This is a genomic window from Pseudomonas sp. P4795 (assembly GCF_048822895.1).
GTDB lineage: Bacteria > Pseudomonadota > Gammaproteobacteria > Pseudomonadales > Pseudomonadaceae > Aquipseudomonas.
In genome coordinates, this window is sequence record NZ_JBMFBT010000020.1 from 1 (window position 1) to 16,424 (window position 16,424).

Here is a 16,424-nt window from a genome sequence, read left to right on the forward strand (position 1 = left end):
GTGGGTGGATCCGTTGGGGCTAAGCTCCAACTGTCCGCCGCCGAAACAATCGTGTCGACCAGTGAAACATGGGGCAACTGGCTCGGTCCTTAAGGAAGGGGAGCCACCGCTACCAAAGATGACCGCGCAAGAGCGGCGGGCGCGGATTGATGAGTTGGCAGAGGAGAATGCCTATCGGCGTTTATATGAAATGGAAGATGCAGATAATGGAGAGCATTTTTTGGAAAAACATGGTGCTCAAACTACTTTGGGATCTCAGCTTGAAAGGTTGAATTCAGCAAGAAATCCCACCACGGGTGAAATAGAGAGATATATTGGTGGTAGAAAGGATGGGGAGCCAAAAATTCCATCTGCGGCAACACACTTTTTGAGTCATAGGGATCAGTTGAATGCGATTTATAGAGCGCAATTGATTTTTAAATATACGAATTTGCAAATTTCCAAGAGGCCTATTGATATGGGTAAGATTATTGGTGAGGGATATAAGAGGGATGGTCTTGAATATGGCAGGCAATCTAAGGCTGTGGTGATTCTTACGCCGCAGCAGCGTGTTAGGACAGCTTATGCGGAGTTTGATCAATGAAAGAATTATATAAGATCGTAGATATTAAAAATTTACTTTTTGTTTTTGATATTGAAAATACAACAAATGATGATAGAGAGCGATTGATAGTTTCAAAGGATGTGAATAGTCGGGTAGAGCTTGCTGAGTTGTTTGACGATTTTTTGCGCGCTGAGTTTTTTGATTACACAACAAGTGAGAGGGGATTATTGATCGATACTGTTAGGTATTTTTTAAATGAAGGCGACGATTTTGAACGGGTTTTTGGAAGGATGACAACCTACTTTGATGACGAGGTCGAAGACAGAGAGCAGTTTATGACCGTGCTTTTAGAATGCCTTTCAAGATATAGTCGTGAAGCTTAATGAAATGTTGTGAAGTTGGTTGGGTTTTTTGGTTAGGGGCAGCTTGTGGTTAAAGATTTTTTTCGGTTGGTTTTGTCGTTTGTTAGTCCTCGGTGTGGGGCCGGAGTCCAAGTCGGTAATGAAGTTATTTTGCAAAATGCTGATGCGAATTCTGTTAAGCCTGGAAAGTATCGGGGGGTTCATAGTTCTCGATTTTTGAGTCACAGAGCACAGATGAATACATATAACGAGGCGATGACAAGAGAGTCCAGGAAAATGCCCCGCTTCACTGGAGAAGATAGTATGGGAAATTTGGTAGTGAGAATGGAGACTGAAAATATAGGTGAAGGATATGAACCAAATCCTGCAGATCCATCTGATCCACGCTACATCTCTGAAATGTATGGTTTTGAAATGAGGTTCGATTTCGAGACGCTGAAGCCTTGGGCTCTATATCCTATAGAGAAAGCATAATGTTGATGCATCCTTATCTTGATATTCCTTATTGCCCGAGGTTATCTCACTTTCTTGGTGGGTTTGATATATATGATCGCGAGGAGAGCTTGGGAGAGGCGCTGGCTGCGTACGATCCTGAGGATCCATCAGACAGAAGTATCTTAATATCCAGATACGTAATCAAGCGGTTTTCGAAACTGAGCTATCGGCATAAATTCGTTTTGTTTGCTGTGTTGGGTGAGGCGCTTGAAGATAATGGCGATGTCTTTCAAGAGGTGCTGGAGCATGATCCATTCTCTCACTCCTTGCTACCAGATGGCTGGGATGAAATGAGTGATCCAAAGGCGTTTTTCGAAAATATGTATTATCAGTTATCCGGGGCATGGAAGGATGAGCTTTACAAAGCCAGTCAAGAAGATTTATCAACTTGCTAGGGATGACTTGGTGCTATCTACGTTTATGCAGTTTTTTTGTGGGTACTCATGAAGTAAAGATGCTGGTTGTATGAGATTTAGTTGTGTCGAATCACCGATGTCCGAGTGTAATTGCTTCTACTGGCGCCTGCGCAAACAGGCTCTCAATGACATGCACGCTATACCCCGGAATATTCTTCGCATGATGCTTCGCCTGCGAAGCCATTTCCGCCAGCAAACTCGCATCCAGTTCCGCGCAAGCTTCTGGATGCAAATGCACCACGCCAATCGACAGCGAAAGCAACGGAAATTCCTGCCGCACCCCCTGACGATTCGGCGCAATAAAACACCCAGCCTCAAGATGTTCAGGCCGGTAAAACCGTCGGCATTGACTTTGAAAGTCGTCGAGCAGTTGGTTGAGACGTTTACGCCAGTCTTCGGGCCCGAGGACAAGCAGGAAGTCATCGCCGCCGATGTGCCCGACAAAATCGCGAGAGGGGTCGACGCGTTCGTTCAAACATTGCGCCAAGCACAACAACACCTCATCCCCACGCCCATAACCATAAATATCGTTAAAGGGTTTGAAGCTATCAATATCCACGTAACAGATAATCGACTCGCGCCCCTGTTGTAGCAACCGCGTCAGGCATTGCTGAATCGGCACGTTACCCGGCAGCAGTGTCAGTGGATTGGCATACCGCGCCTGTTGGATTTTCAGTTCGGTGATCAGTTTGAGCACGTCGATCACCCGTCCGAGGCCGAGATAACCCCCGTTGAGGGTGATGATGAAGTCTTCTTCGATGCGTTGCCGGGCGCGGCTGGTGATCAGGCGGCTGACTTGTTGCAGCGACTGGCTCATTTCTACGGCGAGGAAGTCGTCGTTCATCAGGCGGCTGATCGGTTTGCGCGCGAACAGGTCGGTGGCAAACGGCTTGAGCAGTACATCCGAAAGTGAATGGCGATGGACGATGCCGCACGGTTGGCCTTGTTCGTCGAGCACTGCCAGCGAGTTGAGGTTGGCCTGGCGGCGGAAGGCTTCGAGGACGGTGGCGGTCGGGGTGTCGCGGCCGACGGCGGGTTGTTCGTTGAGCAGGGCGCTGAGGTCGCTGCCTTCGTCGGTGAGAGCAACGCTAGTGCTTTCATGTTTGGGCATCAGGGCACGGGCATCGCGCGGTGGGTGTTCCTGGGGGCGGCCGAGCAGGTAGCCTTGCACCAGGTCGACACCCATTTCGGTCAGCACGGCGAGTTCTTCTGGCAGCTCGATGCCTTCCGCGATGACTTGCGCCCGTGAGGCTTTGGCGATCTGCAGGATCGAGCCGACGAATTCGCGTTTGAGCGCATCCTGATGGATGCCGTCGATGAAGTGCCGGTCGATCTTCACGTAATCCGGGCGCAGTTCCGACCATAGGCGCAGGCTGGAATATCCGGCGCCGAGATCATCCAGCGCGATGGAGAAACCCATCGCCCGATAGTGATGCAGCGCAGTTTGCAGCAACTGGAAATCGTCGGTTGGCGTTTGCTCGGTCAACTCGATTACCACCTGACTCGGCGGAATGCCAAAGTCCTGCAGCAGTTGCAGCGTGCGCCCTGGCTGATGCGCGGCTTCGAGCAAGGATTCGGGGGAGACGTTGAGAAACAGCTTGCCCGGCAGTTGCTGTTCGTTAAAGCGTCGGCAAGCGCTCTGGCGGCAGGCAATTTCCAGTTCACTGAGCCGCCCGGCCTGTCGCGCCACGGCGAACAACGCGATCGGCGAGTGCAAAGGACTGTTGGAAGGGCCGCGAGTCAGCGCTTCGTAACCAAGAATGCGTCGCTCGGAGAGGCAGATGATCGGCTGAAACAGACTGTGCAAGCCGCTTTGAGTCAGGATCGAGCTCAAGGCACTCAGTTGTTCAGTCGTGGTCATGGCAATCTCTGGCGATAAAAAAAGGACTGGGAGCGCTCTTGTTCAGAGTTGCTCCCAGTCCCTTATTGCACGACAGATTGATGACTGTTTGATGACGATCCGTGGTTCGCCAGCACTAAATTGCCATCACCTTATTTCTTGGCCACCTGATTGCTCAGTTTCAGGTAATCCAGCAGTACGCGCCCGGTCTCGCTCAGATAAGCATCGTCTTCTGGTTTGACCTTGTCCTGCTCGGCTGCCGCCAAGGCATCCTCGTCTTCTTTCTTCAGCTCTTTGAGCGGTTCTTCGCCTTTGGCCTTGCGACGGAGGTTCTCCATCGTCAGTTGTTTGGCGTCGATGTCGGCGTGCTGGGCACGACGGTCGGCTTCGTTGAGGCTGACGGTTTTTTCTTCCATCAGTTTCTGGGCCAAGGCCAGCTTGTCGCGGATGAACACGAATTCCGCGTCTTTGCCCGAACGCACATCGTGTTCGGACTTGAGCTGCGCGATGTACGGTTTGAACGGGTCAACCGCAGGCTTGATTGCCGCTTTGATGGTGTCCCACGGCATGGCTTCAGGCAGTGCGCTTTCACCGATTTCCTTGGTGTCGATGATCGACGGGTAATCGATGTCCGGCAGTACGCCCTGATGCTGGGTGCTCTGACCGGAAACCCGGTAGAACTTGGCCAGAGTCAGTTTCAGCTCGCCATGGTTCAGCGGCTGAATGGTCTGCACGGTGCCTTTACCGAAGGTCTGGCCACCGATGATCAGCGCGCGGTGGTAGTCCTGCATGGCGCCGGCAAAAATCTCCGAAGCCGAGGCGGACAGGCGGTTGACCAGCAACGCCATCGGGCCTTTGTAGAACGCGCCCGGGTTTTCATCTTCGAGCACATCGACGCGGCCGTCGGCATTACGCACGAGCACGGTCGGGCCTTTATCGATGAACAGACTGGTCAGCTCGGTGGCCTCTTGCAGGGAACCGCCGCCGTTGTTGCGCAAGTCGATGACCACGCCGTCGACTTTCTCTTTCTGCAGCTCGGTCAGCAGTTTCTTGACGTCGCGCGTGGTGCTTTTGTAGTCCGGATCGCCTGCACGGAATGCCTTGAAGTCGAGGTAGAAGGCTGGAATTTCGATCACACCGAGTTTGTAGTCCTTGCCGTCCTGTTTCAGGTTCAGCACGGATTTCTTCACGGCCTGGTCTTCAAGCTTCACCGCTTCGCGAGTGATCGGCACGATCTTGGTGGTCTGGTCGTTCGGCGCATTGCTCGCCGGGATGACTTCCAGACGCACAATGGTGCCTTTCGGGCCACGGATCAGCTTGACCACTTCGTCCAGACGCCAGCCGACCACGTCGACCATCTCTTTGTTGCCTTGGGCAACGCCGATGATCTTGTCTGCCGGGGCAACCTGCTTGGTCTTGTCGGCCGGGCCTGCCGGTACCAGACGCACGACTTTCACTTGATCGTTATCGCTCTGCAACACGGCGCCGATGCCCTCAAGGGACAGGCTCATGTTGATGTCGAAGTTTTCCGCGTTATCCGGCGACAGATAGTTGGTGTGCGGATCGTAGGACATGGCGAAGGTGTTGATGTATGCCTGGAAGATGTCTTCCGGACGAGTCTGATCCAGACGCGACAATTGGTTCTTGTAGCGCTTGGTCAGGGTTTCCTGGATCTGCTTCGGCTCTTTGCCGGCAATCTTCATCCGCAGCACTTCGTCCTTGACACGTTTGCGCCACAGGTCGTCGAGATCAGCGGTGGATTTGAGCCAAGGGGCGTCCTTGCGATCGATCAGCAAGGTCTCCTTGGTGGTGAAGTCCATCTTGTCGACGCCTTTGTTCAGCTCTGCAAGGGCGAAGTCCAGACGCGCTTTGACGCGGTCCAGGTAGCGCTTGTAGATGGTGAACCCGGCATTGAGGTCGCCGCTTTTTAGGAAGTCGTCGAACTGAGTCTTCCACTTGTCGAATTCGGCGATGTCGCTGGCCATGAAATAGCTGCGCGACGGATCCAGCAGCTTGATGTAGCTGTCGTAGATGATCACCGAGCGCGCATCGTCGAGTGGCGGCTTGCTGTAGTGGTGACGCTTGAGCAACTCGACGACATTCAGACTGGCGATCACTTCATCGCGATCAGGCTGCAATTTGTCCCAGCTGTTGGCTGCGAATGTATTGCCCGACATCGGCAACAGGCCGATACCGAGAATAAGAGCGAGGGCGGTGCTTGGGAGCAAATGCTTCATGCTGATTCGACGCGGGGACAATTGATAACGCATATTAGGCCGTCTTTGAAGTCGCCGGTACCTCCACGCTCTGTACGAAAACAAGTGTTCAGCTTTCGTTCAGACCCCGGGGCCGGTCGCATAATGCAAAAAGCCCGACGCTACAGCTACGGGCTCAGTCCAGACTCACTATGGAGGCACTGTGAAGGCATTGCAAGGCGTTGAAGGTCAAGTGACATGGGATGAAGAGCCGAGTCCTACTTGCGATGTAGGACAAGTTCGCATTCGGGTGGCGGCAGCTGGCCTCAATCGCGCCGATTTATTACAGAAGGCCGGGCTTTATCCGCCTCCGCCTGGGGCCAGCAAGGTGCTCGGTCTTGAGTGTTCAGGGGTAATCATCGAGGTCGGAGCAGGGTCCTCCTGGCAGGTAGGCGATCGGGTTTGCGCCTTGCTGGCCGGGGGCGGCATGGCCGAAGAAGTGGTCGTCGACGGACGGCACGTGCTGCCGGTCCCGGATGGCGTTTCGTTGATCGAAGCCGCCGCGTTGCCCGAGGTGTACGCCACTGTCTGGCTGAATGTGTTTCAACTCGCTGCGCTCAAACCGGGTGAGAAGGTTCTCTTGCACGCCGGAGCCAGTGGAATCGGTTCAGCCGCCATCCAGCTGTGCAAGGCGTTCGGCAACCCGTGCTGGGTCAGCGTTGGTTCGACTGAGCGTTTGGCGTACTGCGAAACGTTGGGCGCGCAGGGCGGGGTGTTGCGGACCGACGATCTGGAAAGCCTGCGGGATTTGGGGCCGTTCGATGTGATTCTGGATCCGGTCGGCGGCAACTATTCGGCGCTTAACCTCAAGCTGCTGGCGCAGGATGGCCGCTGGGTACTCATCGGTTTGATGGGAGGCCGTGAGGCCAAGCTCGATCTGGCGCAAGTATTGGCCAAGCGCGTGCAGTTGCTCGGTTCGACGTTGCGCAGTCGTGACGATCAGTTCAAGGCAGATCTGCTCAGTGATCTCGGCCAGCATGTGTGGCCGTTGTTTGCCGAGGGGCGGTTGAAGCCACAATTGGCCAAGGCGTTCCCGGTCAAGGATGCCGAGGCGGCATTTGCCGAGTTGGCGAGCAATAAGGTGGCGGGCAAGTTGGTGTTGGTGATTGACGAAAGCCTGAGCTAACAAACAAAAGCCTGTGGGAGACTGCTCCCACAGGCTTTTTGCTTACTTCCAGAGATGGATTGGCCAGCCGGATTGTTCGGCGTGCTCGAGCAGCACCGGATCCGGATTGACCACATGCGGGAAATCCACCTTCAGCAGCAGCGGCAAGTCGTTGCGTGAGTCGGAATAAAAACTCGCGCCCTCCAGATTCTCTTCCTCGGCGTCCAGCCATTCCAGCAATCGGGTGATCTTGCCTTCGCGGTAGGTCAGCGTCCCGACGGTGTGGCCGCTGTACACGCCGTGCGCGATTTCCAGTTCGATCCCCAGCACTTCATCAATGCCCAGTCGTTCGGCGATCGGTTTGACCAGGTGCGTACCCGACGCCGAGATCACCAGAACACGGTCGCCGGCCTTGCGGTGGGCGGCGATGGTTTTGGTCGCGTCGCTGTAGATGATCGGTTCGATGAAGTCTTCCACCCACGGCCCTACCAAATGTGCGACTTCTTCCGGGGTTCGCCCGATCAGTGGCTCGAGGCTGAAGTCCATGAAGCCTTCCATGCGCAATTGCCCTTTGCTGTAGGCGTCCATCAGCTCGTTGTTCCTGCGCATGAACGATTCCGGATCGACCCAGCCCAGCCGCCCCATCTGTTCACTCCAGAGGGTGGCGCAGTCGCCGTGGATCAGGGTGTCGTCCAGATCAAAAATTGCCAGAGCCATCAGTGCAGTTCCCTCTTGAGTATCAGCAAAGTCATCAGGCTACCTCACACAGGGCCGTCGGATCGATGGAAAGTGCCAGACGCTGACCGTCGGGGTGCAGATCCGCCGCCGAGCGGTTGAGCACATCGACCACCAGTTCCACGCCACGCGCTTCGATCCGATAACGAATCACGTTGCCCAACAGACTGTGGCTGCGGATCTGTGCATCGAGTTCACCGTTCAGACTCAGCTCGATGGCTTCCGGGCGAATCGCGATGCGATGGTTGATCGGCCGCTGCAACAGCTTCGAAGCAGCGTCGGCGTCCAGCAGGTTGTAATTGCCAATGAAGCCAGCGGCGAATGCATCCACCGGCGCGGTGTAGAGGGTTTCCGCGTCGCCGCTCTGTACGATCTTTCCCTGATTCATCAGGAAAATCCGGTCAGACATGGTCAGCGCTTCTTCCTGATCGTGTGTGACAAAGATTGTGGTCAGGCCAAGTTCGCGCTGAATCTGACGGATCTGTTCACGCAGGTGTTTGCGAATTCGCGCATCGAGGGCCGACAGCGGTTCATCCAGCAGCAACAAGCGTGGTCGGGTTACCAGCGAGCGGGCGAGGGCCACGCGCTGGCACTGGCCGCCCGACAGTTGATGCGGATAACGCGCGGCGAAGTCGTTGAGTTCAACCAGTTTCAACACTTCGGCGACACGCTTGTGGCTGTCGTCGGCGTTGACTTTCTGCATGCGCAAACCGAAGGCGACGTTCTGCTCGACGGTCATATTGGGGAACAGCGCGTAACTTTGAAACACCATGCCAATCCCACGTTTCTGCGGGGTCAGTGGAACGATGTCGACGCCATCGAGCAGGATCTGGCCGCCATCCACTGGCGTCAGCCCGGCAATGCAGCGCAACAGGGTGGATTTACCGCAACCCGAGGGGCCGAGCAGGGTGACGAACTCGCCCTTGTGGATTTCGCAATTGATGTCGCTGAATACGGTTGTACCCGCGTAATTTTTTTGCAGATGTTGGACGCTGACATAGCTCATTCGCTTTTGTCCTTGTTCAAGATGTTGGCGACCCAGGTCAGGACCAGCACGAAAAAGAAATAGGAAATCACCAGCGCACTGGTGAAGTGGCCGCTGCTGTTGCGCATGTTGTTGAGGTAGACCTGCAAGGTCTCGTAGCGGGTGCCGACCAGAATGTTGGCGAACACGAACTCACCGAACAGGAACGAGAACGACAGCAGCAGCGCGACCATCAAGCCTTTGCGCAGATTCGGCAGCACCACCAGATACGCCGCTTGAAAGGTGCTGGCGCCGAGCAGTTGGGCGGCGTCCATCAGGTCACGCAGGTTGGTGGCTTGCAGGTTGTTGGTGATCGCCCGGTACATGAACGGCAGCGCCACGGTGAAGTAGCAACCGATCAGAATCCACGGCGTGCCGACCATCGCCATCGGCCCCGAGCCATAGAGCTGCAACAGCCCGACTGACGACACCACCGGCGGCACCGCGAACGGCAACAGGATCAGGATGTTCATCAACGCATCAAGTTTCGGGAAGTGGTAATGCACCACAAACAGCAGTGGCAGAATCAGCACCACCGACAGGATCAGCGCACCCACGCACACCAGCAACGACTGGCCAAAGGCGTGCAGAAAACGCGGATCGCTCCACAACTGGATGTACCACTTGAAGGTGAAGCCGCTAGGCAGAATGGTCGCCGACCAACTGCTGGCGATCGAGTAAACCAGCGTACCGACCAGCGGCAACAGCAGGATGGCGAATAGCAGGTAGACCACGACGCGGTGGTAGACGCCGGCCGGGCCGGATTCAGCGCGAGACATGGTAGCTCCTCTTCAGCAGCAGTTGATGCACGACGGTGACCACGGTCATCAGTGCCACCAGCACCACGGCCAGCGCACTGGCCATGTTTGGGTCGAGGGAAATATCCCCGGAAACCATCGCCGCAATTCGAATCGGCAGCACGTTGAAGTTGCCGGTGGTCAGCGCGTACACCGTGGCGTAAGCACCGAGGGCATTGGCCAGCAGGATCACGAAAGTGCCGAGCAGCGCCGGGGTCAGCACCGGCAAACCGATGTGCCGCCAGAACTGCCAGCCATTTGCACCAAGCAGCGCGGCGGATTCGCGCCAGTCTTCGCGCAATGCATCGAACGCCGGATAGAGCAGCAGCACGCCGAGCGGAATCTGGAAGTAGGTGTAGAGAATGATCAGCCCGGTTTTCGAGTACAGGTTAAAGTCCTGAATGATCCCGGCCTGCTTGAGCATGATGGTGAAGCTGCCATTGAAACCAAGCAGGATGATGAAGGCGAAGGCCAAAGGCACGCCGGCGAAGTTGCTGGTCATATTGGCGAAAGCGTTGACGAAGTTGCGCAGTCTCGAGTCGACCCGGCGCAAGGAATACGCACCAAGCACCGCGATGAGAATGCCGAATACGCTCGACCAGAAACTGATCTCGAGGCTGTGCTGAATCGCCTGCCGGTAAAACTTCGAATTGAAGATCTTGCTGAAATTGGCCACGCCCCAACCGAATTCTTCTGATTGCAGGCTGTTGATCATCACCCATACCAGCGGGGCGATTTCGAACACGATGAAGAACAGTGCGAAGGGCACCAGGCATAGGGCGGCGACCCATTTACCGCGCATCATCGAGTTCACTTGAGCAGCTCCCGGCACACAGGTTTGTCGTGGGGTACGCCGAGCAGTTCGCAGACCGTGCCGCAGATGTCGGTCTGCTTCGGGGCGGCATCCGGATTAAGGCTGAAGGCATCGCCAAACACAAACAGCGGCACCTGACGTTCTTCCGGCAGCAGGCCGTTGTGCGAGCGGTCGTTGTTCATGCCATGGTCGGCGGTCACCAGCACCTGATAACCAATGTCGAGCCAGCTTTGCAGGTAGTCGGCGAGGATGATGTCGGCGCTGCGCGCACTGTTGCGGTATTGCGAGGAATCGAGACCGTGCTTGTGCCCGGCGTCGTCGATGTTCATCGGATGGATCAGCAGGAAATTCGGCGCGTGGCGCAGACGCAGGCTTTCGGCGTCGGCGAACAGGTGCGAATCCGGGTAGTGATCGTTCCAGTAAAAATGACCGTGCTGGATCCGCAATGACGGATCATCGGTGTGACGATCTCGAGCGGCCACGAACGGCGAACGGTTGTACAGCTCGCTAACCCAGTGATAGGCAGCAGCGGCGGTTTTCAGGCCGGCATCCGTGGCGTAGTGATAGATGCTGCGCTGGTTGGACAGGCGCGAGACATTGTTGTGGACGATGCCGCTGTCGATGGGCGGCACGCCGGTGAGGATGCATTCGTAAAGCGGTCGGGACAGCGCCGGCAGTTCGCACTCCAGTTGGTAGAGCGCTGCGCGTCCTGCGCCGACATAAGCCTGCAGATGCCCCATGGCGTGACGCGCGACCTCGTAGTTGAGGCCATCGAGCACGACCAGGATGACGTTGTGCTTCATAGGGGCGAAAACTCCGCGAAACAATAAACCGGAAAACTCGAAATCGACACGGACCCTGTGGGAGCTGGCTTGCCAGCGAAGGCGGTATGTCATTCAACGCATGTGTTGAATGTGAAATCGCCATCGCGGGCAAGCCCGCTCCCACAGGGTTTTGCGTCAGACCCAATGTGGATCTACAGGATTACTTCATCTCTACGATGACTTCTTCGTTCCACTTCTGCGGCAGGGCCTTGGAAGTTTTTTCCCACGCATCGGCGTCTTTGATCGGCGTGACCTTTTTGTACTGCTCGTTAGGCAGCAGCTTGGCTTTCACGTCTTCCGGCAATTGCAGGTGCTCGGCGCGGATCGGACGCGCGTTGCCGCGAGCGAGGTTGGTCTGGCCGGCGTCGCTGAAGATGTATTCGCGGGTCAGCTTGGCGGCGTTAGGGTTCTTCGCGTATTTGTTGATGATGGTGGTGTAGCCGGAAATCACCGAGCCATCGGACGGGATCAGCACTACGTAGTCGTCCGGATTGGCCATCTTGGCCTTGTAGCTCAGACCGTTGAAATCCCAGACCACGCCGACTTCGATTTCGCCTTTTTCCATGGTGGCGATGGTCGGGTTGGCCATCGACAAGCGACCCTGTTTGGCGATATCTGCGAACAGCAGCAAGGCCGGCTGGATGTTTTTCTCGTCGCCACCGTTGGCCAATGCTGCGGCCAGAACGCCGTTGGCAGCTTGCGCGGCGGTGCTCACGTCACCGATCGAGACTTTGTATTTGCCGCCCTTGAGGTCAGCCCATTTGGTAGGTACTTCGGAACCGTGCAGCAGCTTCTTGTTGACGATGAATGCGATGGTGCCGGTGTAGGCCAGTGCCCAGTTGCCGTCGGTGTCCTTGGCCCAGGCTGGGATCTGTTCCCAGGTGCTTGGCTTGTACGGTTGCACTACGCCTTGCTTGACCGCGATCGGGCCGAATGCCGCACCTACGTCGCCGATGTCGGCGGAGGCGTTGTCTTTTTCAGCGGCGAATTTGGCGATTTCCTGAGCCGAACTCATGTCGGTGTCGATGTGTTTCAGGCCGTACTTTTTGGCCAGGTCTTCCCAGGTGCCTTTCCAGTTGGCCCAGTCATCGGGCATGCCGACGCTGTTGACGGCGCCTTCCGCTTTCGCAGCGGCTTCGAGGGTCTTGAGATCGGTGTCGGCCGCCATGGCGGCGGTGCACATTGCGATGGTCGAGCCTAACAGTGATGCCAGGAAAAGCTGTTTCATTCCGAAGCTCCTTGGGTCGTGTTCAACGCTGCGATTGCGGTTGTTGGTCTAGGTCAGCAATACCTGAGCCAATCTAAGGTGGCTGGATGACAATTTGATGTCGGTCATCGTCAGGCGAGTCTGTTATTTGCCCGCAATTGGCGGGTGCCCGGTAAGCGTAGACCATGCTCGAAGCCCCGGCCGGCAAGGGACTTGGCCGATGTATTGCAAGTCATGAAGACGACCGTTGGGTAGTTTTGTCATCTCTCGGTCATCTGCACTGCCTAGGCTTGCAACACAATCCGAACGGCTTGACGGCCGGTCTGTTTTGCCCCGAAACAGTGCTGGTCTAGTCCAGATAGGTAACGTTGATGCGCGATGAGGCAACCAAAGCGGTGACAGCCATTGGCCAGATTCTCCAGGAGCAACTGGACCACGGTCTGTTGGCGGCGGGCAGCAAGTTGCCGGCCGAGCGCAAGCTCAGCGAGTTGTTCGGCACGACGCGGATTACTGTGCGCGAGGCGTTGTTGCAGCTAGAGGCTCAGGGTCAGATTTACCGCGAGGAGCGCCGTGGCTGGTTTGTTTCGCCGCCGCGTCTGGCTTACAACTTGATGCAGCGCAGCCACTTTCACGCGATGGTCAGTGCGCAGGGGCGGGTGCCTTCGACCGAGGTGATTTCGGCGCGGCTGCTACCGGCGTCGGCGGCAGTGTGTGCGTGGCTGCAACTGCCGGCGTTGTCGAGCGTGATTCAGATTTGCCGGTCGCGGCGGATTGATGGGCGGCTGGTGTTGTATGTGGAGCATTATTTGAATCCGCAGTTTTTTCCGGGGATTTTGCAGTTTGATTTGAATCAGTCGATTACCGAGTTGTATGCGCGGCATTACGATTTGCACTATGGGCGGGTGCGTTTCGAGATTGTGCCGACGGCGTTGTCGGTGGATGCGGCGGCGGCTTTACGGGTTTCGGTGGGGAGCCCGGGGTTGCGGATTGCTCGGGTTAATTATGATCAGCATGAGCGGCTTATTGACTGTGATTTGGAGTTTTGGCGGCATGATGCGATTCATGTGGGCGTCGATGTCGTGTGATTGTTTTGGGTGAATATCCGGTATTACGGGTGTTGCGGATTACGGTTCCGCCCTTACGGCGGGTCACTTTGGCAAACGCCCCAAAGTAACCAAAGGTCTTTTACCCTGGCGTTCGGCCCGCTCGCTGGGGCTCGGGGTTCCTTCGTTACGGGATGCATCCGGGGGCATCGCCTCCGGTTTGCTGCGCTGCACCTCCTCTCGATGTGTTCGACTTCGTCGAACGGCGCTGCGCGCCCACCCCCGGATGCATCCCTCCACTCAGCCTGCCGATGGGTCTTCGAGATCAAGATCAAGATCAAGAGCTGCTGCCGAGCTAACGCTCATCCTGTTGAGTGGTTAAGGGCGGAGCGGGGTGGCGGTGGTTTCACTCTTTGGTTTGGCCTCCGCCTGCGGTGATGACTTGGATGCTCATTCTTGGGGTGGCCAGATCCAGGCCGGCTTCATCCAAATGGCGTTTTAGCGATAGGTTGAATGCCCGTGAAACCTCCCACTGTTTGATTGGCGCGGTTTTGAATCTTGCGCGCAGGATTGCGCTGCCGGATTCGAAGCTTTCTACGCCTTGTATCTCCAGCGGCGACCAGATGTTGCGCCGTTGCAGTGGATCGGTGCGCATCTTCTGGCCGACGTCGCGCATCAGTTTGATCGCGTCGTCGATTTCCATGTTGTAGGGCACGGCGACGCGGAAGATGGCGTAGCCGAATTCGCGTGAGTAGTTTTTGATGCTTTTGATTTCGCTGAACGGGATGGTGTGGACGATGCCGTCGATGTCGCGCAGGCGGACGGTGCGGATGGTCAGGCCTTCGACGGTGCCGAGGTGGCCGCCGACGTCGACGTAGTCGTCGATGGCCAGGGAGTCTTCGATGATGATGAACAGGCCGGTGATCAGGTCGGCGACCAGTGACTGGGCGCCGAAGCCGATGGCCAGGCCGATGACGCCGGCACCGGCCAGCAGTGGGGTGACGTTCATGCCCATGTTTGCCAGGGCGACGATCAACGCGATGATGAAGATCGCCACGAACAGGACGTTGCGGATCAGCGGCATCATCGTTTGTGCGCGAGCGTTGGCCAGGCCTTTGCGTGAGCGGGTTAGGGCGTGGTGTACGGCGGTGTCGCTGAGGATCCAGATCAGCCACGCGAAGATCAGTGTGCCGATCAGGCCGAACAGTTTGACGCTGACGTCATGCCCTTCGCCCTCGGTGAAGCCGATCAGCGACATGCCCCAGACGCGCAGGCCGAGTTCGATGAACGCCAGCCACACCAGCAGATGCGCGAGGGTGTAGAAGAAGCTTTTCAGGCGTTCAGAGTACAGCGCGTGGCGTTTGACGCCGCGTTGCGGTTTGAGTGAATGGCGGCGCACGAGGCCGTTGATGACCATGCACAGCACCAGCAACACGGTGCAGATCAGCGATTGGCGCAGGGCGGTGCTGGTATCGCCGGCGGAGACGAAGGTCGCAAACAGTGAGATGCCGACCAGCACCAGTGCCGGGATGTACCAGAACGTGCCGAGGATATCGATGGTGTCGCTGAGGGCGCGGCGCGTCAGGCGCCGTGACAGTGGCTGGTTGCGGATCAGGTGCGCGATCGGGCGGCGGAAGCGCAGGATGAACAGCCCGGTCGAGAGTGCCGCGAGGACATTGGCGATGGTCGCGGCGGTGTGCGCCAGGTGCACGCCGAGGCCTTCTACCAGGCGCGGGTCGCTGAGGGCTTCACCGAAGGCGGCGAAGCTGCCGATCAGCCATAACGGACGGAACGCCTGGTGGCGCAGGATGTACAGCGCCTTGTGCCGGTGCGGGCCGTCGAGGACGGAGAAGGCGATCACGCAGATTGCCGAGAAGCAGGTGCCGACCACCAAGGCATACGCCAGCACCATCGCCAGGCTTTTGCCCAAGGACGAAGGCAGCGCGTAGCTCATGTACACGGTGATGACCAACGCGATCAGCCACGGCCCGAGTTTGCGCAGGGCGAAGCGCAGCATGTCGAGGGCTTTGGGATGTTGCGGCAGTTCTTCGGTCAGGCCGAAGCGCATGCGTACGCGGTGCCCGAGCCAGATCAGCGCGGCGGCGAGCAGGCTCCAGACTGCGAGAATCACCGCGAAGGCGAAGATGATCGGCAGCCATTCGCTGGCCGGCAGCATTAGGCTTTTGAATTCGGCTTTCGCCAGATCGAACTCGGCTGACCAGCGATTGAGCGGGCTGTCGGCGCCGGAAAACTGCTTTTCGAAACTCGCGAGGGTGCCGCCGATCAGGCCCAGTACGCCTTCTTCCGGGGTGGCCTGGGCTTTCTTGGTCGTGTCACGGAGTTTCTTCAGATCGGTGAGCAGCTTGGCGCGTTGCTGGTCATTTTCCAGCGACTTGATCACTTCATCGAGTGACTGGCCGAGTGGCACCTGCGCTTCCGGTTGCGCCTTGCTGGAGCTGCCGAGAATACCCGGCAGGCCGACCGCGTGGGCGGGCGCCAGTGGCAGCAGCGTCATCAGGCAGATAAGAAATACAGAGGGCAGAGCAAACAGACGAGCGAACACTAGGCGGTCAACCTCGCAAGGGGCGGATCGGGCGAGTGTACGAGGCTGTCCGGGTCATTGCGAGCCGCGGCGGGTTATTCGTTCAGTTTGGCGAGGATCTTGTAGACCACGGTGGCGAGGATCAACAGCATGCCGATCCACATGGCAAACACGCCGGCGTTCTTGTCACGGAAGTTGAAACCGACCGCCAGCAGAATCATTCCGCACAGAATCGGAATCAGCATGGCGTGGAAGGAAGACATCGAGATCATTGGCGACAGCCTTGGCGAAAGGGATGATTTAAGTCTAGGTGGAATTTCAGAGTGCGGTGCTGATGTGTATCAGAAATGAGCCGGTTTGAAGATCAAAAGATCGCAGCGTGCCCCAGCACCAACAATTAAAATTGATACCCGTTTGAGCT

Annotated in this window: 15 protein-coding genes and 1 pseudogene; 6 read left to right on the forward strand and 10 right to left on the reverse strand. The window is 56.9% G+C overall.

The features are described 5' to 3' along the window. The 4 genes and pseudogenes from ACOI8A_RS27945 to ACOI8A_RS27960 form a co-directional block, all read left to right on the forward strand. Positions 1-583 (forward strand): annotated as a pseudogene (locus tag ACOI8A_RS27945) (type IV secretion protein Rhs); the annotation flags it as partial. Next, positions 580-927, forward strand: a complete 348-nt coding sequence (locus ACOI8A_RS27950; protein ID WP_420650341.1) for a hypothetical protein — start codon at positions 580-582, stop codon at positions 925-927. The pseudogene ACOI8A_RS27945 and the gene ACOI8A_RS27950, both read left to right, overlap by 4 nt. A gap of 213 nt (positions 928-1,140) precedes the next feature. Then, the gene (locus tag ACOI8A_RS27955) at positions 1,141-1,380 is read left to right on the forward strand and encodes a hypothetical protein (RefSeq protein ID WP_420650342.1); all 240 of its coding nucleotides are present in this window, start codon (positions 1,141-1,143) and stop codon (positions 1,378-1,380) included. Next, positions 1,380-1,796 carry a hypothetical protein gene (locus ACOI8A_RS27960; RefSeq protein WP_420650343.1) on the forward strand — a complete coding sequence of 139 codons (417 nt, stop codon included), beginning with the start codon at positions 1,380-1,382 and terminating at the stop codon, positions 1,794-1,796. Before ACOI8A_RS27955 ends, ACOI8A_RS27960 begins: the two co-directional genes overlap by 1 nt. A gap of 91 nt (positions 1,797-1,887) precedes the next feature. On the opposite strand, the gene ACOI8A_RS27965 is transcribed toward ACOI8A_RS27960, so the two are convergent. Both ACOI8A_RS27965 and ACOI8A_RS27970 read right to left on the reverse strand, forming a co-directional pair. Beyond that, positions 1,888-3,678, reverse strand: a complete 1,791-nt coding sequence (locus tag ACOI8A_RS27965; RefSeq protein ID WP_420650344.1) for a bifunctional diguanylate cyclase/phosphodiesterase — start codon at positions 3,676-3,678, stop codon at positions 1,888-1,890. A 131-nt stretch (positions 3,679-3,809) separates the two neighbouring features. Then, positions 3,810-5,894 carry a carboxy terminal-processing peptidase gene (locus tag ACOI8A_RS27970; protein ID WP_420650345.1) on the reverse strand — a complete coding sequence of 695 codons (2,085 nt, stop codon included), beginning with the start codon at positions 5,892-5,894 and terminating at the stop codon, positions 3,810-3,812. 181 nt (positions 5,895-6,075) lie between these two features. Here ACOI8A_RS27970 and ACOI8A_RS27975 point away from each other — a divergent pair, with 181 nt between their 5' ends. After that, a complete protein-coding gene (locus ACOI8A_RS27975; RefSeq protein ID WP_420650346.1) occupies positions 6,076-7,038 on the forward strand; it encodes a zinc-binding dehydrogenase in 963 nt (320 codons plus the stop codon). A 42-nt stretch (positions 7,039-7,080) separates the two neighbouring features. On the opposite strand, the gene ACOI8A_RS27980 is transcribed toward ACOI8A_RS27975, so the two are convergent. The 6 genes from ACOI8A_RS27980 to ACOI8A_RS28005 all read right to left on the reverse strand — a co-directional run bounded on the left by ACOI8A_RS27980 (position 7,081) and on the right by ACOI8A_RS28005 (position 12,439). Next, positions 7,081-7,734, reverse strand: a complete 654-nt coding sequence (locus ACOI8A_RS27980) for an HAD family hydrolase (protein ID WP_420650347.1) — start codon at positions 7,732-7,734, stop codon at positions 7,081-7,083. Positions 7,735-7,768: 34 nt separating this feature from the next. Continuing rightward, positions 7,769-8,758, reverse strand: coding sequence for an ABC transporter ATP-binding protein (locus ACOI8A_RS27985; RefSeq protein WP_420650348.1), 990 nt, complete (start codon positions 8,756-8,758; stop codon positions 7,769-7,771). After that, positions 8,755-9,555, reverse strand: a complete 801-nt coding sequence (locus ACOI8A_RS27990; RefSeq protein WP_420650349.1) for an ABC transporter permease — start codon at positions 9,553-9,555, stop codon at positions 8,755-8,757. The genes ACOI8A_RS27985 and ACOI8A_RS27990 overlap by 4 nt, the downstream gene beginning before the upstream one ends. Further along, the gene (locus ACOI8A_RS27995) at positions 9,542-10,378 is read right to left on the reverse strand and encodes an ABC transporter permease (protein WP_420650454.1); all 837 of its coding nucleotides are present in this window, start codon (positions 10,376-10,378) and stop codon (positions 9,542-9,544) included. The genes ACOI8A_RS27990 and ACOI8A_RS27995 overlap by 14 nt, the downstream gene beginning before the upstream one ends. Positions 10,379-10,383: 5 nt before the next feature. Then, positions 10,384-11,190, reverse strand: coding sequence for an alkaline phosphatase family protein (locus ACOI8A_RS28000; RefSeq protein ID WP_420650350.1), 807 nt, complete (start codon positions 11,188-11,190; stop codon positions 10,384-10,386). A gap of 181 nt (positions 11,191-11,371) precedes the next feature. Further along, positions 11,372-12,439, reverse strand: coding sequence for an ABC transporter substrate-binding protein (locus ACOI8A_RS28005; protein WP_420650351.1), 1,068 nt, complete (start codon positions 12,437-12,439; stop codon positions 11,372-11,374). Between the two features lie 350 nt (positions 12,440-12,789). Here ACOI8A_RS28005 and ACOI8A_RS28010 point away from each other — a divergent pair, with 350 nt between their 5' ends. Beyond that, on the forward strand, positions 12,790-13,503 hold the full coding sequence (locus tag ACOI8A_RS28010; RefSeq protein ID WP_420650352.1) for a UTRA domain-containing protein: 714 nt from the start codon (positions 12,790-12,792) through the stop codon (positions 13,501-13,503). Positions 13,504-13,867: 364 nt separating this feature from the next. Here the strand turns inward: ACOI8A_RS28010 and ACOI8A_RS28015 are convergent, their stop codons facing one another. Then, a complete protein-coding gene (locus ACOI8A_RS28015; protein WP_420650353.1) occupies positions 13,868-16,024 on the reverse strand; it encodes a mechanosensitive ion channel domain-containing protein in 2,157 nt (718 codons plus the stop codon). A gap of 74 nt (positions 16,025-16,098) precedes the next feature. Beyond that, the gene (locus tag ACOI8A_RS28020) at positions 16,099-16,275 is read right to left on the reverse strand and encodes a hypothetical protein (RefSeq protein WP_420650354.1); all 177 of its coding nucleotides are present in this window, start codon (positions 16,273-16,275) and stop codon (positions 16,099-16,101) included. Between the last annotated feature and the right edge of the window lie 149 nt (positions 16,276-16,424).